Below are 24,860 nucleotides of genomic sequence, written 5' to 3'. Positions count from 1 at the left end.
TTAAAAGCACCAGTTTAACTTTCTTCTACCGTTTGCGAAACTAGTACGGTTCTTGGCTTGCTTCCTTCATAAGGACCGACCACTCCGTTGTCTTCCATTGCATCTATCAACCTAGCTGCTCTCGTATATCCTACCCTGAATCTTCTCTGAATCATTGAAACACTAGCGCTCTGCATTTCTATTACCATTTGAACTGCTTCAGGGTAAAGCTCGTCATCCACTTCTTTCTTTACTTCGCTCTCTTCATCAGGGATCATTTCTTCCTGATACTGCGCTTTTTGCTGCTCTACACAGAAGTTGACAATCCGTTCCACTTCATCGTCGGAAAGAAAAGCTCCCTGTACCCTCGTCGGTTTATTGGATCCAACAGGAGTGAACAACATATCTCCGCGACCGAGCAGTTTTTCAGCTCCGCCCGTATCAAGAATGGTCCTTGAGTCTGTCTGAGAAGAAACACTGAAAGCGATTCTTGAAGGAATGTTTGCTTTTATTACTCCTGTTATAACATCTACAGACGGCCTCTGGGTAGCTATGATCAAATGTATACCTGCAGCCCGTGCCATTTGCGCCAGACGTGTAATAGCATCCTCCACATCATTTGAAGCTACCATCATTAAGTCAGCCAATTCGTCTACAAGTACTATGATATATGGCAAAAATGGCTGATCGTCTTCATTATCACGATTATGCCTTTTAATATACTCATTATAGCCCTCAATATTTCTCGTACCTGAATCTGAAAATAAATCATAACGCCGTTCCATTTCAGATACCACTTTCATTAATGCACGGGACGCTTTTTTCGGGTCTGTAACTACAGGTGCCAGTAAGTGAGGAATACCGTTATAAACATTCAACTCCACTTTTTTCGGATCAATCATCATCATTTTAACTTCATGAGGTTTCGCCCTCATTAAAACACTTGTGATAATTCCGTTAATACAAACACTTTTACCACTTCCGGTCGCCCCTGCTACAAGAAGGTGAGGCATTTTATTCAGCTCTGCCATAACGGCTTCTCCAGAAATATCCCGCCCTAACGCAAAGCTTAGTTTGGCATCGGGGTGAGCTTTCCCTTGTTCCAACACTTCACGTAAAGTAACCATGGAAACTTCCTGGTTCGGTACTTCGATACCTACTGCGGATTTACCGGGTATCGGTGCTTCTATTCTAATATCTTTCGCTGCCAGGGCTAAAGCTAGATCGTCGCTTAAATTAACAATTTTACTTACTTTTACTCCAACATCGGGATACACTTCATACTTCGTCACCGATGGCCCGACATGCACTTTTGTCACCTTAGCTTTTACACCAAAGCTTTGGAACGTTCTTTCCAGTTTTTTTACCGTCGCCTGAATATGGGATCGGTTCTGACTCTGAGGGCTTGAACTCGGTTCTGAAAGAAGATCGAAGCCTGGAAGTTTATAATCAGGATTCTCAAGCTCAGCTGTATTCATTGACTTATCTAACGTATGATCATCACTCGCTGCTGGCTTCTCTTTCGTGGAAGCTGTTTTCTGGTACGCCTGTTCTGTGAAATCCTGAATAATTGGTTCATATTCTTCTTCCTCTACTTGTTCATTTTGCTTATTTTCATGCTCGATAATCTGTACATCTTCAGTCTGCTGTTTTTCAATCGCTTTCGCCGGCTTCTTCGCTCTGTTCTCTTTTATTTTCTTATTGGCATTCGCGAAAGAAGATTTCGTCTTATCCACTATGAAAGCAAGGACCTCACCTATTGAGCGCTCTGTCAAAAACAACCAGCCAATCAAAAACAGAAAGATTGAAAAAATAATGGAGCCAGTGGCTGAAAATAAATAGTAAGTAATAAACAGTAAAAAAGCCCCTATGAGCCCGCCGCCGATACTCGTCGTAGGTGCTTCACCCCTCATCATACTGATGAAACGATCCCAGGTCAGTCCAAAAACTCCTCCCTGGCCGCTTTGCAGGTCACTTGAAAGCGTCTGCACATGAGTGAACAGTAATAAAGCAGTAAACATGATATAAATGCCGATCAAGCGTTTATGTAAAAAATTCGGCCACTTCCTTTTAATCATAAGATAAATACCAACGATTAAGAAAAAGATAGATGCAGCAAAATACCAGACACCAAAAGCGAATTGCCATATATGTTCCAGACCTCCGGGTATAGCACCCTCACTGATCATCGAGGCTCCACTTCCGAATACGGCTAAAAGTATAAATAATAACCCTATAAGTTCATATTTAATATGCTGTTTGACGTTCGATTTTTTCTTGCGAGATTTTGAAGTAGTTTTTTTCTTTCGTGCCACAAGTGACACCTCCTCAGTTGAAAAGAATAGGATGCCGACGCTGATTTTCAGCAGGCGACATCCTAGTGTACGGCTCACTTCATTATATCACAGGAAGATAAATGTTAGTAGTCCAGCCATTGTCCTGGCTGTAAAGTTGGATCCATGAAATCTTGTGGATCCGTCGAAAGCAATTGAACGATCTGTCTTTTTCCATCTCCATAGTCATGACATTTCACTTTGCAGTTATTGCGATTCTCGTAGACGATGGAAAAATCCGTATTAGTTTGCGGAAAGATGTCATATTCACTCAAAGGAGTATATAAAATGGTCATTGCACTACCTTCTCTTCATTAGGACCTTTATTTTGCTCGATATACTCATTCAGCTTCTTCATAGCCTCTTTAACTCCGCCTACTGCATCAATGAGTCCCACATCCACAGCCTGTTGTCCGACAACGTTCGTGCCGATATCCCGGGACAAGTTACCCTTTTCAAACATGAGTTCTTTGAACTTTTCTTCTTCCACATTCGAATGCCTCGTCACGAAGTTAACGACGCGATCTTGCATTTTATCCATATACTCAAAAGTCTGGGGCACCCCAATGACTAGTCCATTTAAACGAATAGGATGAATGGTCATCGTTGCTGTTTCAGCAATAAATGAATAATCAGCTGCAACGGCAATTGGGACTCCTATAGAATGTCCTCCTCCTAATACGATGGATACAGAAGGCTTTGACAGAGAGGTTATCATTTCAGATATGGCAAGGCCTGCTTCTACGTCTCCTCCTACAGTATTGAGCAGTACGACCAGTCCTTCAATTTTAGGATTTTGCTCAATGGCTATCAACTGGGGAATCAAATGCTCATATTTCGTTGTTTTGTTTTGAGCGGGTAATTGTACATGACCTTCAACTTGACCAATAATCGGCAGGACGTGAATATTCGAATCTCCAGCTTGGGGTACATTTGACTGGCCGAGCTGTTGAATTTTGTCTACTACGGAAGATTGATCTTTTTCTTTAGAAGGATCCTTGGAGGGCTCGTTTTGTTCATGTTCATGGAAATCATTCATCTTTTTCATGCCCCTTTCTGTCTTTTCTTTAGTATGAGACAGAAAAAAAGATTCATACAAAAAACAGAAAAGCTCACTTTGCTGTTGCCAATATAACTTGTTAGACATCTTGGAAGGTGTATAGATATTTATCAATGGTATATTACATAGCTTGGAGTATCCATTCCTGTTGTAATACATTGCCACCTGTAAATTAGATTACCTTCACTTGTTTAATCTCCTACCATGAAAGCTGTATTCAAAGTCATTTGATACAAAAACTGTGAAAGAGCCTTCTTAAACAAACGGGCAGAATAGTTGAAGACTTGAATTCGAGATAGTATGAGTTCGTTGCCGTGTTGAGAGTCAGGGGTTGTTGTGAAGCTACTCGCTTTCCTGTGGGATCTTTGCTGTTCCGTCATCGTAATGAGAAGAAGATGGTTTTAGGAATGGACTCGCTTTCCGTGGGAGTGCAGTGAGCTTCCTCAGGCTTCGCCTTCCGGGATCTCACCAATCACTCTCTTCCCACAGGAGTCTCGCCCATTCCTAAAACCACCTTATTTAAATGTGAGAGACGGAACTAAGAAATTAGTTCTCATGGACCAACATTCGGAGAAATTAAATAAGTAAGCTACCTGAACAATTGGCATAGACCACTGGAGTACTATTAAGCTTCAGCGCTTATTTAATTAAGAATTCAAGCAGCTTTTTAACCACCTCAATCACAGCAAATGAAAAAAACTTTTACCAAGAAGCAGCGTCTTCTATAGGACTGTCCGGTGAGAATATAGCGCTCTGCAGCAAGTTTTTTAACATGGCTGTTCATCTTTTCTTGAAGCTGTTCCGAGAAACCTATATGGCAAAGGGGCGGAGGGAAACGGTGAGACTCCTGGGGGAGGAGCTGGACAGGTGAGACCCCGGAGAGCGAAAGCTCGAGGAGGCTCAGCGTCCGCCCCCCGGAAAGCGATCCGTTTCCCGGAGCCCCTAGATTCTCATTATGTCTCGAAACTGAGTCTTCCACTAAAGGGAGCGGAGCGTTAGTGGAACAACTGAAATTCAACTTTTTAATGCGACTAATTTATAAGGTGCATTTTACGGACAACATTGAAAGAACGCTGGCGAAATGCAAGTTTTTTCCAAGCATTCTAAATGAAGAACAGAACCGTTTCTACTCTTTTATAACAGTAAAAAAACAGCAAAGCTCACTTTGCTGTTTCTTGTTTGAAATGTTCCATTAAAAATTGGATGGCGAGTCGTTCTTCTTGAGTGAGTGGTACAAGCGGGAGTCGAACGCCGCCGGTATCCAGTCCTTTCATTTGAAGGCCCGCCTTCACCGGAGCTGGAGAAGGAGCGCTGAACATCCCTTTGAATAATGGAATCAGTTTTCTGTGCAGCTTTGCCGCTTCAGAATTCTTTCCTTCATCAAATAAACGCAGCATTTCCTTCATTTCTTTCCCTACCACATGAGCGGAAACAGATACTACCCCATGCCCTCCGATAGCATAGATAGGCAAAGTCAAACTGTCATCTCCACTATACAAAGAAAACGTTTCATCGGTTTGATCGATAATTTGAGCCATACTATCCAAATCGCCTGTAGCCTCTTTGACGGAGACAATATTAGGAACCCTTGAAAGCTCAATTATAGTTGATACATCCAGCCGTACAGCAGACCGCCCAGGAATGTTGTAGAGCATGACGGGTTTCAAGACCGATTCGGCAATGGTTTTAAAATGTTCATACATACCACGCTGATTGGGTTTGTTGTAATAAGGGGTAACAAGCATGATCCCATCTACGCCTGTTTGTTCTGCTCTTTTTGACAGCTCAATGGATTGTTGTGTATTATTACTGCCGGTTCCGGCTATAACCGGAATCCGGCCGTTAACGGCTTTGACGACGTGGCTGAATAGAGCCAGCTTTTCTTCCGTAGTCAAGGTCGGAGATTCTCCTGTTGTTCCTGCTACAACTAATCCATCTGTTCCGTGATCTATTAAATACTCCACAAGGCTGGAAGTTTTCTTTAGGTCCACATTGCCATGTTGGTCAAAAGGAGTGACCATAGCAGTTAGTACTTTTCCGAAATCCACGACCTAAATCCCCTTTCATTTTTCCACATTTAATTCAAAAATATCGTGTAAAGCATTTACAGCCTGAATTAAATCTTCATCTTTGATAAGTACCCATATAGTGGTATGCGAGTCTGCTGATTGCAAAATCTGCACGCCTCGTTCAATAAGTGTCTGCACAATTTTCGCCGTCACACCGGGTACCCCGGTAATACCTGCACCTACTGTAGAGACTTTGGCACATCCCTCTCTGATATCAGGTTCATACCCTAAGTCCGTCAGAATCTGCAACGCCTGGTGAGTATAAATGCTGTCTATGGTATAGCTTACGCCACTTGGAGAAATATTAATAAAGTCGACGGATATGTTTGCTTCTGCCATCGATTTAAACACTTCAGACTGCAACTTGGAAGAGTCCTCTTTTGATTGAACTTTGATTTGCGATATACCAGCCATATGAGCGATTCCCGTAACTAGACGATCAGGAATGTCATTCCCCGCTTCGCCCTCTCTTGAAGCGGCAACCAACGTACCTGGCAAGTCTGAATAGGTGGATCTAACACGCATAGGTACCTTAGCATGCATCGCAATTTCAACGGCTCTAGGATGAATGACTTTTGCTCCCTGATATGCTAAATTACAAATTTCATTATAAGTAACAGCATGAAGAGCTCGTGCCGACTCTACAATACGAGGATCAGCTGTCATAATTCCATCGACATCTGTAAAGATATCAATATAGTCAGCTTTAAGGGCAGCACCAAGAGCTGCTGCACTCGTATCACTTCCTCCGCGGCCGATCGTCGTCACGTCTCCCCCTTCAGTTTTCCCTTGAAAGCCAGCGACAACGACGACATCATTTTGTTGCAGTTCAGATAATAGACGACTCGTATCCATCCGCAAAATTTTCGCCCTTGTAAAATCATCGTTCGTCAAGAAACCTGCGGCAGCTCCTGAAAGGCTGGCCGCACGGATTCCGGAATCTAAAAGTTCATGGGCGAACACGACCGAAGATATCGTTTCACCGCAAGACATCAGCATATCCTGCTCTCGTGACGTTATTTTAGATGACGGATGTTCTACCAGTCCGAGCAAAGTATCTGTTGCGTAAGGATCTCCCTTTCGCCCCATCGCTGAAACTGTAACAACGACTTTATATCCATCATTGATTGCCGATTTAATATGGGTGATCGCACGGGATCTTCCATCATGATCCCGCACGGATGTACCACCGAATTTTTGTACAAGTATTTTCATGTTCACACCTCAACTATTCAGATTACAACCACTGATTGGCTATGACTCTCTCAGCGATTTGCACAGAATTCCAAGCAGCTCCTTTAAGTAAATTATCAGAGACTACCCAAAGGTGGAAACCATTTTCGTGATCAAGGTCTTTTCTTATACGTCCGACGAAAACATCACGCTTACCGGCTGAGCTTAAAGGTGTAGGGTAAGACTGGTTTGCAGGATCATCCTCTAGTACGATTCCTTCTGCTTTACTGATCAAAGCTTTTAATTGATCGACAGTCACTCCTTTTTGATCTACCTCAACGTACACACTCTCTGCATGTGAAGTGAAGAAAGGCAGACGTACACAAGTAGCCGCAACTTGAAGTTTGGGAGCATGCATGATTTTTTTCGTTTCATTGATCATTTTCATTTCTTCGAAAGTGTATCCATTTTCCTGGAATTTATCTATTTGCGGGAGGGCATTAAAAGCGATTGGGTAATGCTTCTCATCACCGCCCACAGGAAGGATGTTAGCTTCTAATTCTTCACCATTTAAAAATGATTGAGATTGTTGACGCAGTTCATCTGCTGCTTCGTTTCCAGCACCAGACACAGCCTGATAAGTAGAAACAATTACGCGGCTGAGACCTAAGTTTTGTTTGATTGGTTCTAGCGCGGCAACCATTTGGATCGTGGAACAATTAGGGTTTGCGATAATTCCGTTATGGTTTTGGATATCCGCTTCGTTCACTTCAGGTACAACTAACGGCACGCTTTCATCCATTCGGTAAGCACTTGTATTGTCTATTACGAGTGCTCCGCGTTTCACTGCTTCAGGTGCTAGTTTCTTAGAAACAGATCCGCCTGCTGAGAATAGCGCGATATCGATATTTTCAAAGCTCTCAGGCGTTGCTTCTTCAAGAGTGTACTCTGTTCCTTTGAACGTCATTTTTGTCCCTGCTGAACGGCTGGACGACAATAATTTCAGCTCTTTAATAGGAAAGCTTCGGTCTTCCAGCGTTTCCAGCATTTTTTGTCCGACCGCCCCTGTGGCACCTACTACGGCTATGTTATATTGGTTTGATTGTGTCATAATGTATCCCCTTTCCTGATTGTTGAAATTGGTTTGTCGCTTAAAGTCACTATTTCTTATTTTACCATAAGTGTAGTAAAAACTGGAACGAATTTAAGAGATTTAAGATTTGTACCTTTCAATTAAGACAGGCTGCTTCTGCTTTCCATCTAAAGCCGCTTCAATCGTTTCTGGAATCAGCGTCATATCAGAAACCAATGAATTTGGCTTTTTGTATGGATGATCCTGCCCGAATGGAACAAAATAAATGTTTTTAGCAGCCATTAATTTCATAACATTCACTCCGTTTAATCCTAACGCATCGTTTGTAGAAATCGCAAGTACTACCGGCTTCCCATTACGTAATGTAGCTTTAGCTGCCATCAATACGGGCGAATCTGTTAATGCATTTGCAAATTTACTAGTGGAGTTCCCTGTCATAGGGGCTATGACCATACAGTCCAATGGCCTTGTCGGTCCTAAAGGCTCTGCATCTGGAATCGTCATGATGATCTTTTCCCCCGTAATCTTCTCAATCGTTTCAATATGCTCTTTAGCTTCACCGAATCGTGTATCCGTTTTTTGCACAGTATTTGATAACACTGGAACAATAGTAGCTCCTAAATCTTTTAATTTTTGTAAAATAGGAAAAACCTCATGGTACGTACAATGAGAACCGGTAAGGCCAAATCCTATTGTTTTTCCCTTTAAACTAGTCATTATTCATCCGCCTTTCGGTTATTTTCCTGAAGTTTTCTGCAAATGACATTCGCAACTATTTTCCCAGCCGTTTTCGGGGCTACGATTCCGGGAAGTCCAGGAACCAAAATCGCTTTGATTCCGCGCTTTTCAGCATAACGAAAATCTGCACCACCTGGTTTAGAAGCTAAATCTAAAATGAGACAGTGAGAAGGTAACTTTTTGATCACTGATGCATCTACCACAGGGGCAGGTACTGTGTTTATCAAATAGTCACAATTAAATTCCAAGTTTTCCATGCTCCTCATATCAAGTGACTGCATCCCCATTTCGTGTACCCGGGCTGCTCCAGCCGAAGAACGAACTCCTACCGTCACTTTAGCCCCTAATTGATCAAAAGCACGAGCCAGGCTCATTCCTACCCTTCCGAGACCCAGGATAATGACATTAGATCCGTGAATTGTAAAATCCGTATGTTGTATGGCCATCATAATCGTTCCTTCGACAGTAGGAATGGAGTTGTATATGGCTACATCGTCACGATCCATCAATGAAATTAGTTCCCTCTCTGCCTTAGCAGCTAAGTCTTTTAATGTTTGATTAGCGATACCCGTATAGATTTGGCAGTGGAAAGGTGTTCTTTTGAGCCATTCGGCGGTTAGGCTGAGCATCTTGTTCGTAAATATCCCATCAATGTTTCCATTTTCATCCGTACCTGCAATGGGAAGAATGAGAGCATCAAGCTGTTCTGCCTGAGGACCACTAAAATCAAGCTCGATACATTCAGTAAAACTACCGTTTAATTGATCAAAACCAGCTAAATATACATGAGCATCCCACTCATGCAATCTTCTTATAATTTCAATTTGGCGGGCGTCGCCCCCTATGACGGCCACATGGTGTCCAGTTAGCATGCCGTGAAGTCTCCTTTTTATTAGGTTTCATCTCCTTGTATCGTATGCATTTCACCTTTTTAAGTGTGCTCGAACCTCTACCTTCAAGTAGCTTATGACTCCATAAAAAAAGCTGTGACATGGAGTCACAGCTCATTTACTTATTAAAATTGTGTCTTCACCTATAATTTCAACGTAATCCCACTCAATCACAGTTTCTGTTTTAGAATGAAAGAGGCCTCTGTTCAAAACGATTAAAGAAAGGATCCGGCCGCTGTCAGGATCAATCGTCAAATCCGCTTGGCCAAGTATGCCGAGCTTTTTACCTTCTCGTACATCAATAACCTCTTTAGAAGCTAAATGTCTGAGTCTCAACGTATGTGCCACCCTTCACCTTTTCTCACTGATCAAACGAGGATATTCCACAATCTTGTAGTCTTCTTTGATCCTTTTAATTAAATCATCGAGGCTTTCAGATGTGACTTCAGTCGGATGCATCAAAATAGTCGCTCCATTGTGGAGTTTACTGACCACCCTTTCAATCAGCACATCTTTTGTGGGTTTCCTCCAGTCAATGGTATCTACAGACCATAATACAGTCTCCATGTTCATTGCATACGCAGTTTCTACCGTTTGATTGGAGAAGCTGCCAGAAGGAGGGGCAAACCATTTTATATTTTCATCCGTAAACGCCTCGAGAATTTCATTAGTCGATTCTAAGTTCTTCTCAACAGAAGATGCATCTAATTTAGAAAAGTCTGGATGGCCATACCCATGGCTGCCAATTACATGACCATCCTCTGCAATCATTTGCATCAGCTGTTTATTATCTTTAGCGAATGCACCATCTATAAAAAAATTCCCCTTGATCCGGTGTGAAGCGAAAGTTTTCAGCATGGATGGGATATATTCCTCGCCCCAGGAAACATTGATCAGCAGACTCACCATTTTTTTATCAACATGTCCTTTATATATAGGGGCAGCTGGTAAGTCTTCGAGTGAAATCTCAGGTGAAATTTCGTTATACACAAGTTTCTTTTCATTGAATTTACGATCTTCCTTCATATTTTGATAAGATTTATCTACGTTCACGTCCCGTCCGTTTAGTCCAGGTGTTTTTTTCCATACCTTATCAATCTTTGCATTTTGTGGAGCTATATAATAATCTTGTCGTTTTTCCTTTATCGTTTCATAAAGCGTTGCATCGGCAGAAGTTGATACTGTATGTTTATCCTGTACTCCTGCAATAATGGCAATTAGAAATATAAAGGCTGTGACTCTGATCATCGCATGCAATGGCACTCACCCCTTGTTAGCAATATATGCAAAGTAGGACAGCCATAGAAGATGCTTTTATCAACAGCTTAAAAAAAAGACATAAAAAAAGAAACTGGTTTACCAGTCTCTCTTTTTCATTACTCACTTGCTTCTTTTTCTTTTTGTTTCTTTTCTTCTACAAGAATAGCTTTGTGTGATAGATTGATTCGGCCTTGCTTATCGATTTCTTTGACTTTCACTTTAAGTGTGTCACCGACATCGACCACATCTTCGACTTTGCCTATACGTTCTTCAGCAAGCTCGGAAATATGCACAAGTCCTTCTTTCCCTTTGAACAATTCGACAAAAGCTCCGAATTTCTCGACTCGTTTAACTTTGCCGTCATATACTTCTCCAGCTTCCACTTCACGAACGATGTCTTCGATGATTTTCATAGCTACTTTGTTCATTTCCGCTTCTGTGGAAGAGACGAACACGGTACCATCCTGCTCAATATCGATTTTGACTCCGGTATCATCAATAATTTGATTGATTTGTTTACCGCTTGGTCCAATAACGTCACGAATTTTGTCAGGATTAATCTTCATCGTCATAATTTTTGGAGCGTAGCGAGAAAGTTCTGATCTTGATTCAGGAATTGTCGCCAGCATAGAACTCAAGATTTCCATACGTCCTGTTTTAGCCTGGGCTAAAGCCTCTTCCAGGATCGCACGGGACAATCCTTCAATTTTTATATCCATTTGTAGTGCTGTAATCCCTTGTTCAGTTCCTGCAACTTTGAAGTCCATGTCTCCTAGAAAGTCTTCCATTCCTTGAATGTCTGTCAGAATGGTATAATCTTCTCCAGATTTCACAAGCCCCATGGCAATACCTGCTACAGGTGCTTTTAGAGGAACCCCTGCATCCATCATAGCCAGCGTACTTGCGCATATACTAGCTTGAGAAGTAGAACCATTGGACTCTAGCACTTCTGAAACGAGACGCATAGTATAAGGGAATTCTTTTTCAGATGGAATCACTACTTCCAAAGCACGCTCACCAAGGGCACCGTGTCCGATTTCCCGGCGGCCTGGACCACGGATCGGGCCTGTTTCACCGACAGAATAATGAGGGAAATTATAGTGGTGCATGAAGCGTTTCGATTCCTCTAAGTCAAGACCATCTAAAATCTGAACATCTCCTAGAGCGCCTAGCGTGCAAATGCTCAAGGCTTGAGTTTGTCCACGAGTGAATAATCCTGATCCGTGAGTACGAGGTAAAATACCCACTCTGGAGGAAAGCTTACGAATCTCATCCGGGCCTCTGCCGTCTGGACGGATTTTATCTTTAGTAATAAGGCGTCGAACTTCTTCTTTAACGATGTTATCAAGGATTGATTTCACTTGTTTAATCGTATCATCATCAGCTTCAAGTTCTTCATAAGCTTGGACAATCGACTTTTTAGCTTCATCAATGGCATCCTCACGAGCTTTTTTCTCTTCTGTTTGTATCGCCGTCACCATTGGTTCAGTTGCCTCGGCTTCAACTTTATCTTTGAGCTCTTGGTCCAAGTCGAAAAGCTGCACTTCCATTTTTTCTTTACCTACAGCTGCAACGATCTCCTCTTGAAAGGCTACAAGACGCTTAATCTCATCATGACCAAGCATAATCGCTTCAAGCATGTCTTCCTCTGATACTTCTTTAGCGCCAGCTTCAACCATGTTGATGGCATCTTTAGTACCCGCTACCGTCAGATCAATATCACTTTGCTCCTGCTGTGCAATCGTAGGGTTTAAAATGAACTCTCCATCTACTCGTCCCACAACTACGCCAGCGATAGGTCCGCCAAATGGTATATCAGAAATGCTTAATGCTATAGAAGATCCAAGCATAGCTGCCATTTCAGAGGAACAGTCCTGATCCACACTCATTACGGTGCTGATTACTTGCACGTCATTTCTGAAACCATCGGGGAATAGTGGTCGAATTGGACGGTCAATTAGACGAGAGGCAAGAACAGCTTTATCACTTGGGCGTCCTTCACGCTTTATGAAACCTCCAGGAATCTTACCAACGGCGTAAAGACGCTCTTCATAATTCACCGTCAGCGGGAAAAAAGGCAGATCTTTAGGTTCTTTTGAGCCTGTTGCCGCAGAAAGAACAGATGTATCGCCATACTTGATCATTGCAGCGCCGCTTGCTTGTTTAGCTAATTCTCCTACTTCAACGGAGAATGTACGGCCAGCTACATCAATAGAAAACACTTGATTTTCTTCTGCCATAAATTAATTACTCCTCTCATTCACAATAAAAAAATAGAATCTATCTCACAGTTTACACTTTATTTATGTAAACATACAGAAAAAGCGGGATAAACTCCCGCTTTTCCTAAATACATTAGCGACGTAGGCCAAGACTCTTAATTAACTCACGGTAACGTGTAATGTCTTTATTACGCAGGTAGTTAAGCAAGTTACGGCGTCTACCTACCATTTTAAGCAATCCACGACGAGAGTGATGATCTTGCTTGTGTGTACGCAAGTGTTGGTTCAAGTTCGTGATTTGCTCTGTAAGGACAGCAATCTGTACTTCAGCAGATCCAGTGTCTTTCTCATGAGTTTTGTACTCATTGATTAATTCATTTTTACGTTCTTGTGTGATAGCCATTATAGCTACACCTCCTATAGTTTTTGAAAGATTCCCTTACCCCGAGCGGGCGTCGGAGATACGCGCCGCCAAGCGAAGGTTCCATATTAAAGAGTACAATTTTTGAGAGTAAAATGCAAGGGGAAACTTATAATACAGTCAGGATCCTCCGGCATTCCCGTTCGTCACTCTGAAGCTGCTCCATCAATTGCTCCCGGTTTTGGTACTCGATCACGGGCCGTATGAATTCATGAAAATAGATCCTTACCTTTTCCCCGTAAAGGTCTTGCTCACTGTCGAATGTGCGGACTTCTAAACTGCCCTCTTCATTCTGTTCGCTCCTTAACAAACTCATACTGTAAACAGCCATTCCCTTATGGATTTCCCCTTTAAATTCCACCTCTACCGCATATATACCAGAGGTTGGCAGATAATATGCTTCATTCATGTGAATAGGGATCATCGGAGGGCCGGGAGCTTTTCTGCTTGTTCGGCTTTCGACCACTTCTCCCTGGATGCTATAAGGCCGATTCAACAGAGTTTTGATCTCTGCCATATCCCCTTGATTTAATAGTCCGCGAATCCGAGTAGAACTGACTTTCTCATCTCCCTGCGAGACTTTAGCTACGGTTGTAGTTGTAAATCTTCCTTTTGCGTAGGATGGAAGCTCCTTCATTGATCCTTTGCCTTTATAACCAAAGCTGAAATCAAAACCAGCTACTACATGATGAATATTCAAATCTACGAAAAATTTTTCCGCAAATTCGGCAGGAGATAAAGAAGCTAGAGCAAGATCAAAATGGACGACAAACAGTTTATCGACTCCCATGTCTTCTAATATGCGCTCTTTTTCAGGAAGAGGAGTGATGTAACGTGCGTGCTGCACACTTTTATTCAACACAACGGAGGGGTGAGGCGTAAACGTCATGACAGCCGTATCTATACCTAACTTATCTGCTTGTTGAACAGCTGTTCTGATAACCTGCTGATGCCCTTTATGGATGCCGTCGAAAAAACCTACAGCTAAAGAACTCGCTGATAGATCTTCGGAAACAATCGGGCTTTCTGAACTTAAATGAAAAGTTCTCATTATTTCACCTGCTTTAACTCAAAATACTCGTACCGGTTTAATTTTATCGGGTTTTCCGGGGTGCTGCTGATAGATCGCAAGCACCTCTCCATTACATTTTATTACAAAAGGCTCTTGAAATAAATGGTCAGGCATCGGCAGAACTTGACCGTGCTCTATCGCAAACCTTTGGTCCTCTGACACTGTCAGCACCTGCAGATGATCTAGACCTCTATCTAAAGCCAGGATTACATTTCCAACATTTCCATCGTCAACAAATTGCTGAATTTCAGAGAAAGTATAACAATGTTCTTTACTGATACTTCCCGTCTGTTCCCTGACAAGAGCTGACATATGGGCAGGATAGCTGAGCGCTTTACCTATATCCACACATAAGGTCCTTATGTACGTACCTTTGGAACAAACAACTCTTAATGTAAAAGAATATTGCTCATTGACTGCGGCCTCTGGTGCATCAACTAGCTCAATATGTTTTATATGGACTGTTCTTTCCGGCCGCTGTACTGTTTCCCCGTCCCGGGCATATTGGTATAAGCGTTTGCCGTTTACCTTCACAGCTGAATACATGGGCGGGATCTGCTTGATCTGCCCTTCAAACCGTTTTATTATTTGTAGAATTTCATTTTCAGAAGGCACGTTATTCACCGGCTTCTGATCTATGATTTCACCCGATGCATCCTCTGTCTCAGTAGCACACCCAAGTGTTACAGTCGCTTCATATATCTTTTCTGTATCCGTGAGGAATGGAACAATCTTCGTGGCCTTGCCTATACAAAGAGGGAGGACCCCTTCAACATCAGGATCTAACGTCCCAGTATGTCCGATTTTTTTCGTTTTCAGCATACCTCGCGCTTTACTCACACAGTCATGTGAAGTAAAGCCTTTTTCTTTCCATAATGGAAGAATACCATGCATGACGGTAACACTCCTTATCCTAATGAAAATTGGTCATAGAAAACTCCGTGCCAGAGCAGCACGGAGTGTGAATGCAAACGTCCAGCTAAAATATGCCCATTCATCATTCTATGAAGAAATAAGAACTGACTTCCTTTAGCTTTCCGTATCGTTTAAATCTTTAAGGATGGTTTCAATCCGATTTCCTCTCTCAATTGCATCATCGAACTCGAACGTAATTTCAGGTGTTTTACGCAAGCGAATTCTTTGACCGATTTCAGAGCGGATGAACCCTTTAGCCTTGGCAAGTCCTACAAGTGTATCATGTTTCTGCTTTTCATCACCTAACACAGAAATAAATACTTTGGCTTGTTGAAGATCACCGGTTACTTTAACTTCAGTAACAGTGACAAACCCCACTCGAGGGTCTTTGATCTTCTTACTGATTATATCAGTCAATTCCTTTTTCATTTGCTCCCCAACGCGGTTTGCACGTAAATCATTCATTATATCACCTCTTCAACCACAACATTACAGCCATTCGGTTACTGTATTTGTCCGTTCAATTTCAGGAAACGAATCAATGAAACTCAGAGCTTGCTGAATCGTCTGCTCAGCGATCACTTTACTGCTCGCGATCGTTACAATGCCTATACATGTACGCTGCCATAAGTTCTGGAAATCCAGTTCGCTGACGGCTACATTATATTCATTTGTAAGCCTTTTTTGAATTCGCTTGATCACTGAACGTTTTTCCTTCAAGGACTGGGCGTCATATAATATACATTCCACCTCAGCACTTAAAATCATGTGCGTTCGATCTCCTGCATTTCGTAAGGCTCGATGATGTCACCGACCTTCAAGTCATTGAAATTCTTAATAGTTATTCCACATTCATAACCTTTAGCTACCTCTTTTGCATCATCTTTGTAGCGTTTCAGTGCATCAACTTCACCTTCGTTAATTACTACACCATCGCGGATGACACGAATTCCTGAATTACGCGTAATTTTACCTTCGGTTACATAAGAACCGGCGATTGTACCGATTTTTGAAACTTTGAAGATTTCGCGTACTTCGACTTGACCGATGATTTTTTCCTCATATTCAGGGTCAAGCATGCCTTTCATAGCCGCTTCAATTTCTTCCATCACTTTGTAAATGATATTGTGCAAACGGATTTCAACATCTTCAGATTCTGCTGCTTTTCTAGCATTCCCATCTGGACGTACGTTGAAACCAATTACGATGGCATTCGAAGCGGAAGCAAGAGTAATATCTGATTCTGTGATCGCTCCAACGCCCGCATGAATAATTTTCACTTTGACGCCTTCGACTTCGATTTTCTCAAGAGATCCTGAGAGTGCTTCTAGTGAACCTTGAACATCCGCTTTAACGATCAAATTAATATCTTTAATTTCACCCTGTTTGATCTGATCGAATAAATCATCAAGACTCACTCTGGCTGTAGCACTTCTGTCAGCTTCAATCTGCTTTTGAGCTCTTGCTTCACCGATACTCCGTGCTTTCTTCTCATCTTCAAAAACGAGGAAGCGGTCTCCTGCTTGAGGTACATTATTTAAGCCGGTAATTTCTACTGGTGTAGATGGTGCAGCGGTTTTTACTCTGCGTCCTAAATCATTCACCATAGCACGCACACGACCATAAGTGTTACCTACAACTAAAGAGTCACTGACTTTCAGTGTGCCATTTTGCACAAGCAGGGTGGCCACAGGACCACGGCCTTTATCAAGTTCAGCTTCGATAACTGTACCGTATGCAGGGCGGTCTGGATTGGCTTTAAATTCTTCCATTTCAGAAACGAGAACGATCATTTCAAGAAGCTCGTCAATTCCTTCACCTTTCACAGCGGACATCTTAACAAATATCGTTTCTCCCCCAAAATCTTCGGAGATTAACTCATACTCCATCAATTCCTGCATAATGCGGTCTGGATTGGCGCCCTCTTTATCCATTTTATTAACGGCGACGATAATAGGAACTTCTGCAGCTTTAGCATGATTAATAGCCTCACGTGTTTGCGGCATGACACCATCATCAGCTGCAACGACAAGGATCGCGATGTCTGTAACTTGAGCGCCACGTGAACGCATGCTTGTAAAAGCGGCGTGTCCCGGGGTATCTAAGAACGTAATCTTTTTATCATTTTCTTCAACTTGATAGGCTCCGATGTGCTGCGTAATTCCTCCAGCTTCTCCTTCGGTGACCTTCGTATTACGAATGGAATCAAGCAGAGTGGTTTTACCATGGTCTACGTGGCCCATAATCGTTACGACAGCAGGACGCTCTTGCAGATCTTCAGGGTTATCGTCAAAAGTCATATTTTCAATATCTGTTTCATCTACAATGACTTCTTCTTCCACTTCCACATTGAACTCTGCACAAATAAGTTCAATTGAATCAGCATCCAAATCCTGGTTTTTTGTAGCCATTACACCGAGCATCATAAGCTTCTTAATGATCTCTGAAGAGTCTTTGTTTAATTTCTGAGCTAACTCTCCGACAGTAAGACTTCCTGCATAAGTAATTTTCTCGGGCGTTTGTTTTTTGGCTGCAGGTTTTTGGTTGTTATTCCCTTGATTTTTTTGGGCTGGACGCTGTTTATTTTGCTGCGGCTTTTGGTTGTGTTTTTTATTTTGTTGATTGTTTTTAGCTTTATTCTGATTGTTTTGAGCAGGCTTCTTAGAAGCTGCTTTAGAGTTATCTTGCTTGGCAGCTGGTTGTGCTTTCCCTTTATTTAAGGATTGGTCCAACTTTCCTTTTACATCATCTTCGATTGTGGACATATGATTCGAAACTTCTACATTCATTTCTTTTAATTTATCAATTACCTGTTTACTAGATAGTTCATTCTTTTTGGCATATTCATATACGCGCATTTTACTCATTCTTTCACCCCCGAATAGATTCATCGAGCAGCGATTGCAACTTTTTCGCAAATCCTTGGTCAAGAACTGCGATCGCGACTCTCCCTGACTGACCTATGGCGTGTGAAAGAGTTTCACGATCATCCACCATATAGCAGGGTATATGATAAAAGCTACATTTATCTGTAAGCTTTTTCTTTGTTTGTTTGCCGATATCATCAGCAATGAGAACCAGCTTGGCTCTCTCTTTTTGGATATCCTTAACGATGTGTTCCTCACCGAGAGTAAGCTTTCCAGCTCTGTGAGCAAGTCCAAGGATATTTAAATATTTCTTCATGACGATCTACCTTCAACAGTCTTTCGCAATTCATCATAGACTTCCGCCTCTACTTTCGCGTTCAGATGACGGTTGAGAGACTGCTGCTGCTCCGCCTGGTTAATGACATCCAGACTTTTGGATACGTAGGCACCTCGCCCATTCTGTTTGCCGGACGTATCAACGAACACATGTCCTTCCTTATTTCGTACAACACGGATGAGCTCTTTCTTAGGCTTCATCTCCTGCGTAACGACACATTTTCTTAAAGGTTGTTTTTTAGAACGGGCCATCGCTACCCCTCCTTATTCTTCCATGTGGTCTTCTGGATCTTCATCAATTTCCGTTTGGGTAATGATTCCTTCATCAAGAGCTTCGCTTTCGCTTTTGATATCAATCTTCCATCCTGTCAGCTTAGCTGCCAGGCGAGCGTTTTGCCCGCGCTTGCCAATTGCCAGTGATAATTGATAATCAGGAACAATCACGGTTGTAGCCTTTTCTTCTTCATTGACTAAGACTTCAACTACTTTTGAAGGGCTTAACGCATTAGATACGTATTCAACAGGATCTTCTGACCACTGAACGATATCAATTTTTTCACCTTTAAGTTCATTGACGATGGCTTGAACACGCTGACCTCTCTGGCCTACACAAGAGCCGACCGGATCTACTTCGGGATCCTCAGCAAACACAGAAATCTTAGAACGGTCTCCTGCTTCGCGTGCAACAGAGCGGACTTCGACTGTTCCATCATAAATCTCAGGAACTTCCATTTCAAATAATCGCTTCAGTAATCCAGGGTGTGTTCTGGACACGTAAATGTGCGGTCCTTTATTACTGTTTTCTACTTTCGTAACGAAAACTTTAAGTCGATCATGCACTTCATAGGATTCCGTAGGCATCTGTTCGCCATCAGGCAGTCTTGCTTCAATTTTACCAAGATTAACGTAGACGAAACGCGGGTCTTTTCTTTGAATGATTCCCGTCATAACATCCTCTTCACGGTCTACATACTCACCATAGATAATACCTCTTTCGGCTTCTCTCACTCGCTGAGTAACTACCTGCTTCGCTGCCTGCGCAGCTATCCTTCCGAAATCCATAGGTGTAACTTCCACTTCAATTACATCTTCCGCTACATAGTTCGGGTCCTTCTCTTTTGCTTCTTCTAGAGAAATCTCCTGCTGCGGGTCCATAACTTCTTCTACAATCTCTTTCCTTGCGAAAACTTTCATACTTCCTTCTTGTTCATTAATGTCCACTCTTACATTTGTAGCGGAGTTGAAGTTCTTCTTGTAGGCTGAAATAAGCGCAGCCTCGAGTGCCTCCAATAACAATCCTTTGTCAATGCCTTTCTCCTTCTCTAAATAGTTCATGGCATCAAATAGTTCACTGCTCAACAGTATATCCCCCTTTAGTTAAAAGTCACAGCTAAATTGGCTTTGGCAATTTTATCAAAAGGCACTTCTAGTTGCTTTTTGCGTGCTTTGATTCGAATTTCGACGCTTGCAATTTCATTTTCAAAACTTTGAAGCGTCCCTTCAAATTCTTTTTCTCCATCGATAGGTTCGTACAATTTCATGTATACATGCTCTCCTACGAACTTTTTAAAATCAGCTTGCGTTTTTAGAGGTCTTTCTGCTCCTGGAGAGGAAACCTCTAAAAAGTAGGCTGCTTCGATTGGATCAGTTTCATCAAGCTTCTCACTAAGCTGTTCAGAAACTTGCCCGCATTCTTCAATATCTACGCCGCCAGGCTTATCAATAAAAACACGCAAAAACCAATTCTTACCTTCTTTCTTATACTCAACTTCGACAAGTTCTAAGTTCATATCGGCTAAAATAGGTTCGACTAACTTTTGTGTAAGTTCTACTACTTGGTTACTCAACTGGAATCCCTCCCCGTGCAATTGTTCATTCAGCTATTTTATACATAAATTAAACTCGAAATGAAACCGCTATGAAAAAATCATAGCGGTGTACATGCAAATCAAATCATTACGTGACGCATCAATAGTTGAAAAGTGAGCTTAAAATATAACGAAAGAGTGGGTTTCCCCACTCTTTCGGCCGTTCTTATCGCTCTTCTCACCATAAAAAATATATCACAGTTTCCGTTATAATGCAATAGAACCTAAAATAGTGAAAGTTGGTTCTCGTCAGGCATGCCTTCCAAACAACCCTGAGTATCCAAATACTCAAGAACCGTCTTTGAAATGCGGCTCCTCTCTCTTAAGTCCTGTTTAGAAAGGAACTCGCCTTGTTTCCGGGCTTCAACCACGCTTATCGCAGCGTTCGTACCAAGCCCGTCGACTGCATTAAATGGAGGGATCAGCTCATTTCCTTCGACTAGAAAATCAGTGGAGCTGGACTCATAAAGGTCAACCGGTTTAAAGCCGTATCCTCTTTCACACATTTCTAAAGAGATCTCAAGCACAGTCATCAAGTTTTTCTCTTTTGGTGTCGCGTCAAGACCTTTAGATTGTATTTCCTCTAACCGTTTACGAATGGCGTCAGAACCTTTGATCATCGTTTCAAGTTCAAAATCTCCAGCACGTACAGTGAAATAAGCAGCGTAAAAATAAATCGGATAATGCACTTTGAAATATGCAATCCTCACTGCCATCAGTACATAAGCTGCTGCGTGCGCTTTAGGGAACATGTACTTGATCTTTTTACACGAATCGATATACCAGTCAGGTACTCCATTCTTCTTCATTTCATCTATCCACTCATCCTGAAGACCTCGTCCCTTCCTGACAAACTCCATGATTTTAAAGGCTAAGGATGGCTCTAACCCCTTATGCATGAGGTATACCATAATGTCGTCTCGACAACCGATAACTTCCGGAAGGGTGCATATGCCGTCATTAATCAGCTGCTCTGCGTTCCCGAGCCATACATCGGTACCGTGGGAAAGACCTGAAATGATAACAAGCTCAGCAAAGGTTTTCGGTTTTGTATCTTCAAGCATTTGCCGAACAAAGCGTGTACCGAATTCAGGTACACCGAGCGTACCGGTTTTACAATTTATTTGTTCAGCAGTGACACCCAATGCTTCGGGGCCACTGAAGATTTTCATCACTTCGGGGTCATCGACGGGGATTTCCTTCTGGTCGATCCCGCTTAAGTCTTGAAGCATACGGATTACGGTTGGATCATCGTGGCCGAGTATATCCAGCTTCAAAAGGTTGTCATGAATCGAGTGGAAGTCAAAGTGGGTCGTTTTCCACTCCGATTTCGTATCATCGGCCGGAAATTGGATAGGGGAAAAATCAAAAATATCCATATCATCCGGTACAACGATTATCCCTCCGGGGTGCTGGCCGGTTGTCCGCTTCACCCCTGTACAACCTTGGACGAGTCGATCCACTTCCGCATTTTTATATTGAAGTTGATTATCTCCTGCATAACCTTTTACATAGCCATAAGCTGTTTTCTCAGCTATCGTTCCGATGGTGCCGGCACGATACACGTTATCTTCACCAAATAGAACCTTTGTATAGTTGTGGGCTTTAGGCTGATATTCCCCCGAGAAGTTCAAGTCGATATCGGGAACTTTATCCCCTTTAAAACCAAGGAAAGTTTCAAAAGGAATATCCTGTCCATCTTTCTTATAAGCCGTACCGCATTCTGGACAATCTTTTTCAGCAAGGTCAAAACCGCTACCTACTGAACCATCCGTAAAAAATTCATGATGGCGGCAGTTCGGGCATACGTAATGAGGCGGTAGGGGATTCACCTCAGTGATATCCGTCATGGTGGCAACGAAGGAGGATCCTACCGACCCACGGGAACCTACAAGATAACCGTCCTCAAGGGATTTAGTTACAAGTTTTTGTGAAATAAGATAGATAACCGCAAATCCGTGGCCTATAATACTATCGAGTTCTTTTTCCAGTCTTTTTTCAACGAGCTCTGGAAGCTCATCGCCATAAAGACCTTTCGCCTTGTTATAAGACATCTGCCTGATTTCTTCGTCCGCACCTTCTATGTTAGGTGTATACAAATCGTCTTTAACAGGAGTAACCTCATCAATGCTTTCATTAATGGATTGCGTATTAGAAACTATAATTTCACGAGCCTTTTTCTCCCCTAGAAATGCGAACTCTTCTACCATTTCATTCGTCGTTTTAAAATGGACATCAGGCAAAGTCTGGCGATTCAAAGGATTTCCGTTTTGCGATGAAATAAGGATTTGCCGATATTGCTTATCATGAGGCTCCAGGTAATGGACGTTCCCCGTAGCCACCACTGTTTTATTCAAACGTTCCCCGATCTTAACGACTTTTTTCAAAATGTCATAGATTTGAGCTTCGTTTTGTACTAAGTCTTTCTCTAATAGATGATAGTAGTTTCCAGGCGGCTGAACTTCTATATAGTCATAAAACTGAGCGATTTTCTCTGCTTCCTCTTCAGACTTCTGCATCGCCGCTTCAAACACTTCACCTTTGTCACATCCCGACCCAATAAGAATACCTTCCCTAAGCTTAGACAATCTCGAACGAGGAATTCTAGGAACACGATAGAAGTAATTGATATGGGATTCAGAGACGAGACGGTAAATATTTTTTAAGCCGGTTGTATTCTTCGCAAGCAGCGTCACATGGGAAGGGCGTGATCGTTGATAAGCTTTTCCTTCTCCCATGTAATCATTTAGATTCTTATGGTTCGTTATCCCTTTTTCAATCGCTTTTTTAACGAGCTTCCAAAGCAAATAGCCAGTCGCTTCCGCATCGTAGATCGCCCGGTGGTGCTGAGTAAGTTCTATATCAAAATGTTTACACAACGTATTAAGGCGGTGGTTCTTCAATTCAGGGACTAAAAACCTTGCCAATTCAAGTGTATCGATTACAGGATTAGCTGCTTTTGTAAAATCAATGCGTTGTAATCCTGCATTCAAAAATCCCATGTCAAAGCTCGCGTTATGAGCTACGAGAATATCATTGCCCATCCAGGCATGGAAATCTTTTAGAACTTCGTCTATTTCCGGGGCATCTTTCACCATATCGTCTGTGATTCCCGTCAGATCCGTCGTCGTTTGCGACAGCGGATGATGAGGGTTGGCAAAAGATTCAAACCGGTCGATGATTTCCCCATCCTTAATTTTTACAGCAGCCAATTCAATGATTTTATCGTACACTGCTGATAAACCTGTCGTCTCCACGTCAAACACTACATATACGTCGCTGGCTAAGTCTCTGTCCTGTTCTTCATAAGCAATCGGCACCCCATCATCTACTAAATTAGCTTCTAATCCGTAAATGATTTTCACGCCATGTTTCTGCCCGGCAGCATGAGCTTCAGGATATGCTTGAGCTACTGCGTGATCGGTAATAGCGATCGCTTCGTGCCCCCAATCGGAAGCCTGAGCTACCAATCGGGACACAGAGACAGGCGCATCCATCTGACTCATTGTAGTATGGGCATGAAGCTCAATTCTTTTTTCTCCCTCTGGCGCCTCATCTTTTCGGACTACCGGGGTGATTTCATTGATGTCGTTAGCCATCATCGTCAGTTCACTGGTGAAGTTATCCGTTTGAATACTACCTCTCGCTTTGACCCACATGCCTTTTTGTACATGCTTGAACATCTCGGCATGATCATCACCGCGCGAGAACATTTTAATAGAGAAAGAATCTGTATAATCTGTAGCTTTCAGTAATAATAAATGGCGTCCTGAACGAAGTTCTTTTACTTCTACATCAAATACATAACCTTGCACGGTCTTTCTCCGCTCTTCTTCAAGAATCGAATCCATCGGTTCGGGTTCATCTTGTATTTTATACCCTACTTCTAACGGTCCTTTAGGTTTAGTATCCTCTTTCACTTTTGCACGTTCTTCCTGGTCTTTCACTGCTTGCTGGACTACGAGTTTATCTTCCTTTTGACGTTCTTCTTTGAATTTCTTGATTTCTTCCTGTTCCTCTTTGACACGGGTTTGAAGCATGTAAGGAGGAATTCCTGATCTTGTGCAGAACATTTGCAATGGAGCTTCCAAGTTCTTCTTCACTGCGTGGCTTTCTGCCAGATTTCTGCAAGTTAACATAATCTTATTCCCGTTAACTTCAGGGAGTTGTTCAAGAAGCAAATCTTTATATCCAGGTGTAATATTCGTAATCGTTTGAATGAAGCCTTGCCAGTATTCTATAACATCCTCTTCAGACAGGTTTTTTTCTTTCGCTTCCACGGTCCAATCTATAGCAGCCAGAGAGCGGAATGCGGCCTGCAATTTACTTGTGAACAATTGATAGACCGAAGGCGGCAATGGTTTTTCCAAAATGAAATGGAAATGCCACTTTTTATCAGCTTTGAATACTGTCAGCTTTTCAAGTGAGCTGTTATCAAAATGAGGTTGTATTAGTTCTTGAGGAAATTGGATTTGTTCCAATAGATAGTGCATCTTCTCCCGGTTGCTCACACTCAATGTGATTCCTCCCTATGCGGGTATTTCTAAAATTAATAATCAGTTCA

22 protein-coding genes are annotated in these 24,860 nt (G+C 42.3%); all 22 read right to left on the bottom strand.

The features are described from left to right. Positions 1 to 14 precede the first annotated feature (14 nt). Complete coding sequence (locus LF817_RS07795; protein WP_253935230.1) at positions 15 to 2,294, bottom strand: FtsK/SpoIIIE family DNA translocase; 2,280 nt, start codon at positions 2,292 to 2,294, stop codon at positions 15 to 17. A gap of 104 nt (positions 2,295 to 2,398) precedes the next feature. Beyond that, positions 2,399 to 2,608, bottom strand: coding sequence for a YlzJ-like family protein (locus LF817_RS07790; RefSeq protein ID WP_253935229.1), 210 nt, complete (start codon positions 2,606 to 2,608; stop codon positions 2,399 to 2,401). Continuing rightward, positions 2,605 to 3,351, bottom strand: a complete 747-nt coding sequence (locus LF817_RS07785) for a ClpP family protease (RefSeq protein WP_253935228.1) — start codon at positions 3,349 to 3,351, stop codon at positions 2,605 to 2,607. Before LF817_RS07785 ends, LF817_RS07790 begins: the two co-directional genes overlap by 4 nt. Before the next feature lie 1,181 nt (positions 3,352 to 4,532). Beyond that, positions 4,533 to 5,420 (bottom strand): 4-hydroxy-tetrahydrodipicolinate synthase, encoded by an 888-nt coding sequence (gene dapA, locus LF817_RS07780; protein WP_371925010.1) that lies wholly within the window; start codon positions 5,418 to 5,420, stop codon positions 4,533 to 4,535. Between the two features lie 15 nt (positions 5,421 to 5,435). Beyond that, positions 5,436 to 6,656, bottom strand: a complete 1,221-nt coding sequence (gene dapG, locus LF817_RS07775) for an aspartate kinase (RefSeq protein ID WP_253935227.1) — start codon at positions 6,654 to 6,656, stop codon at positions 5,436 to 5,438. A gap of 22 nt (positions 6,657 to 6,678) precedes the next feature. Beyond that, positions 6,679 to 7,725 (bottom strand): aspartate-semialdehyde dehydrogenase, encoded by a 1,047-nt coding sequence (gene asd / locus LF817_RS07770; protein WP_253935226.1) that lies wholly within the window; start codon positions 7,723 to 7,725, stop codon positions 6,679 to 6,681. 102 nt (positions 7,726 to 7,827) lie between these two features. Further along, positions 7,828 to 8,424, bottom strand: a complete 597-nt coding sequence (locus LF817_RS07765) for a dipicolinate synthase subunit B (RefSeq protein ID WP_253935225.1) — start codon at positions 8,422 to 8,424, stop codon at positions 7,828 to 7,830. Beyond that, positions 8,424 to 9,317 (bottom strand): dipicolinic acid synthetase subunit A, encoded by an 894-nt coding sequence (dpaA, locus tag LF817_RS07760; RefSeq protein WP_253935224.1) that lies wholly within the window; start codon positions 9,315 to 9,317, stop codon positions 8,424 to 8,426. The genes LF817_RS07765 and dpaA overlap by 1 nt, the downstream gene beginning before the upstream one ends. Positions 9,318 to 9,449: 132 nt before the next feature. Continuing rightward, complete coding sequence (locus tag LF817_RS07755) at positions 9,450 to 9,671, bottom strand: YlmC/YmxH family sporulation protein (protein ID WP_253935223.1); 222 nt, start codon at positions 9,669 to 9,671, stop codon at positions 9,450 to 9,452. A 15-nt stretch (positions 9,672 to 9,686) separates the two neighbouring features. Next, positions 9,687 to 10,583 carry a polysaccharide deacetylase family protein gene (locus LF817_RS07750; RefSeq protein ID WP_253935288.1) on the bottom strand — a complete coding sequence of 299 codons (897 nt, stop codon included), beginning with the start codon at positions 10,581 to 10,583 and terminating at the stop codon, positions 9,687 to 9,689. 128 nt (positions 10,584 to 10,711) lie between these two features. Beyond that, entirely contained in the window at positions 10,712 to 12,835 is a 2,124-nt protein-coding gene (gene pnp / locus LF817_RS07745; protein ID WP_253935222.1) for a polyribonucleotide nucleotidyltransferase, read from the bottom strand. 115 nt (positions 12,836 to 12,950) lie between these two features. Further along, positions 12,951 to 13,220: a 30S ribosomal protein S15 gene (rpsO, locus tag LF817_RS07740; protein WP_253935221.1), complete on the bottom strand. Its 270-nt coding sequence runs from the start codon at positions 13,218 to 13,220 to the stop codon at positions 12,951 to 12,953. 127 nt (positions 13,221 to 13,347) lie between these two features. After that, positions 13,348 to 14,289 carry a riboflavin biosynthesis protein RibF gene (gene ribF / locus LF817_RS07735; protein ID WP_253935220.1) on the bottom strand — a complete coding sequence of 314 codons (942 nt, stop codon included), beginning with the start codon at positions 14,287 to 14,289 and terminating at the stop codon, positions 13,348 to 13,350. Between the two features lie 18 nt (positions 14,290 to 14,307). Continuing rightward, a complete protein-coding gene (gene truB / locus LF817_RS07730) occupies positions 14,308 to 15,204 on the bottom strand; it encodes a tRNA pseudouridine(55) synthase TruB (RefSeq protein WP_253935219.1) in 897 nt (298 codons plus the stop codon). Between the two features lie 135 nt (positions 15,205 to 15,339). After that, positions 15,340 to 15,690, bottom strand: a complete 351-nt coding sequence (gene rbfA / locus LF817_RS07725) for a 30S ribosome-binding factor RbfA (RefSeq protein ID WP_253935218.1) — start codon at positions 15,688 to 15,690, stop codon at positions 15,340 to 15,342. Between the two features lie 24 nt (positions 15,691 to 15,714). Further along, on the bottom strand, positions 15,715 to 15,993 hold the full coding sequence (locus LF817_RS07720; RefSeq protein WP_253935217.1) for a DUF503 domain-containing protein: 279 nt from the start codon (positions 15,991 to 15,993) through the stop codon (positions 15,715 to 15,717). Further along, positions 15,990 to 18,092: a translation initiation factor IF-2 gene (gene infB / locus LF817_RS07715; protein ID WP_253935216.1), complete on the bottom strand. Its 2,103-nt coding sequence runs from the start codon at positions 18,090 to 18,092 to the stop codon at positions 15,990 to 15,992. Before infB ends, LF817_RS07720 begins: the two co-directional genes overlap by 4 nt. Before the next feature lie 4 nt (positions 18,093 to 18,096). Then, complete coding sequence (locus LF817_RS07710; protein WP_253935215.1) at positions 18,097 to 18,408, bottom strand: YlxQ family RNA-binding protein; 312 nt, start codon at positions 18,406 to 18,408, stop codon at positions 18,097 to 18,099. Continuing rightward, entirely contained in the window at positions 18,405 to 18,680 is a 276-nt protein-coding gene (gene rnpM, locus LF817_RS07705) for an RNase P modulator RnpM (RefSeq protein WP_253935214.1), read from the bottom strand. Before rnpM ends, LF817_RS07710 begins: the two co-directional genes overlap by 4 nt. A gap of 12 nt (positions 18,681 to 18,692) precedes the next feature. Beyond that, entirely contained in the window at positions 18,693 to 19,787 is a 1,095-nt protein-coding gene (gene nusA / locus LF817_RS07700; RefSeq protein WP_253935213.1) for a transcription termination factor NusA, read from the bottom strand. Between the two features lie 14 nt (positions 19,788 to 19,801). Continuing rightward, complete coding sequence (gene rimP, locus LF817_RS07695) at positions 19,802 to 20,275, bottom strand: ribosome maturation factor RimP (RefSeq protein ID WP_253935212.1); 474 nt, start codon at positions 20,273 to 20,275, stop codon at positions 19,802 to 19,804. A 245-nt stretch (positions 20,276 to 20,520) separates the two neighbouring features. Beyond that, positions 20,521 to 24,813, bottom strand: coding sequence for a PolC-type DNA polymerase III (locus tag LF817_RS07690; protein WP_253935211.1), 4,293 nt, complete (start codon positions 24,811 to 24,813; stop codon positions 20,521 to 20,523). Positions 24,814 to 24,860 lie beyond the last annotated feature (47 nt).

It is taken from the genome of Halobacillus sp. A1, assembly GCF_024189295.1.
GTDB lineage: Bacteria > Bacillota > Bacilli > Bacillales > Halobacillaceae > Halobacillus_A.
Note: the sequence above shows the minus strand (reverse complement) of the source record. Positions and strands in the feature narration are given on the sequence as shown.

Coding starts and splice junctions, on each gene's coding strand:
- LF817_RS07720 (WP_253935217.1), bottom strand. CDS start 15,993: ATGATTTTAAGTGCTGAGGTGGAATGTATATTATATGACGCCCAGTCC.
- asd (WP_253935226.1), bottom strand. CDS start 7,725: ATGACACAATCAAACCAATATAACATAGCCGTAGTAGGTGCCACAGGG.
- rnpM (WP_253935214.1), bottom strand. CDS start 18,680: ATGGCCCGTTCTAAAAAACAACCTTTAAGAAAATGTGTCGTTACGCAG.
- pnp (WP_253935222.1), bottom strand. CDS start 12,835: ATGGCAGAAGAAAATCAAGTGTTTTCTATTGATGTAGCTGGCCGTACA.
- ribF (WP_253935220.1), bottom strand. CDS start 14,289: ATGAGAACTTTTCATTTAAGTTCAGAAAGCCCGATTGTTTCCGAAGAT.
- rpsO (WP_253935221.1), bottom strand. CDS start 13,220: ATGGCTATCACACAAGAACGTAAAAATGAATTAATCAATGAGTACAAA.
- dapG (WP_253935227.1), bottom strand. CDS start 6,656: ATGAAAATACTTGTACAAAAATTCGGTGGTACATCCGTGCGGGATCAT.
- LF817_RS07785 (WP_253935228.1), bottom strand. CDS start 3,351: ATGAATGATTTCCATGAACATGAACAAAACGAGCCCTCCAAGGATCCT.
- rbfA (WP_253935218.1), bottom strand. CDS start 15,690: ATGAATGATTTACGTGCAAACCGCGTTGGGGAGCAAATGAAAAAGGAA.
- truB (WP_253935219.1), bottom strand. CDS start 15,204: ATGCATGGTATTCTTCCATTATGGAAAGAAAAAGGCTTTACTTCACAT.
- LF817_RS07710 (WP_253935215.1), bottom strand. CDS start 18,408: ATGAAGAAATATTTAAATATCCTTGGACTTGCTCACAGAGCTGGAAAG.
- infB (WP_253935216.1), bottom strand. CDS start 18,092: ATGAGTAAAATGCGCGTATATGAATATGCCAAAAAGAATGAACTATCT.
- LF817_RS07790 (WP_253935229.1), bottom strand. CDS start 2,608: ATGACCATTTTATATACTCCTTTGAGTGAATATGACATCTTTCCGCAA.
- LF817_RS07765 (WP_253935225.1), bottom strand. CDS start 8,424: ATGACTAGTTTAAAGGGAAAAACAATAGGATTTGGCCTTACCGGTTCT.
- dpaA (WP_253935224.1), bottom strand. CDS start 9,317: ATGCTAACTGGACACCATGTGGCCGTCATAGGGGGCGACGCCCGCCAA.
- LF817_RS07750 (WP_253935288.1), bottom strand. CDS start 10,583: ATGATCAGAGTCACAGCCTTTATATTTCTAATTGCCATTATTGCAGGA.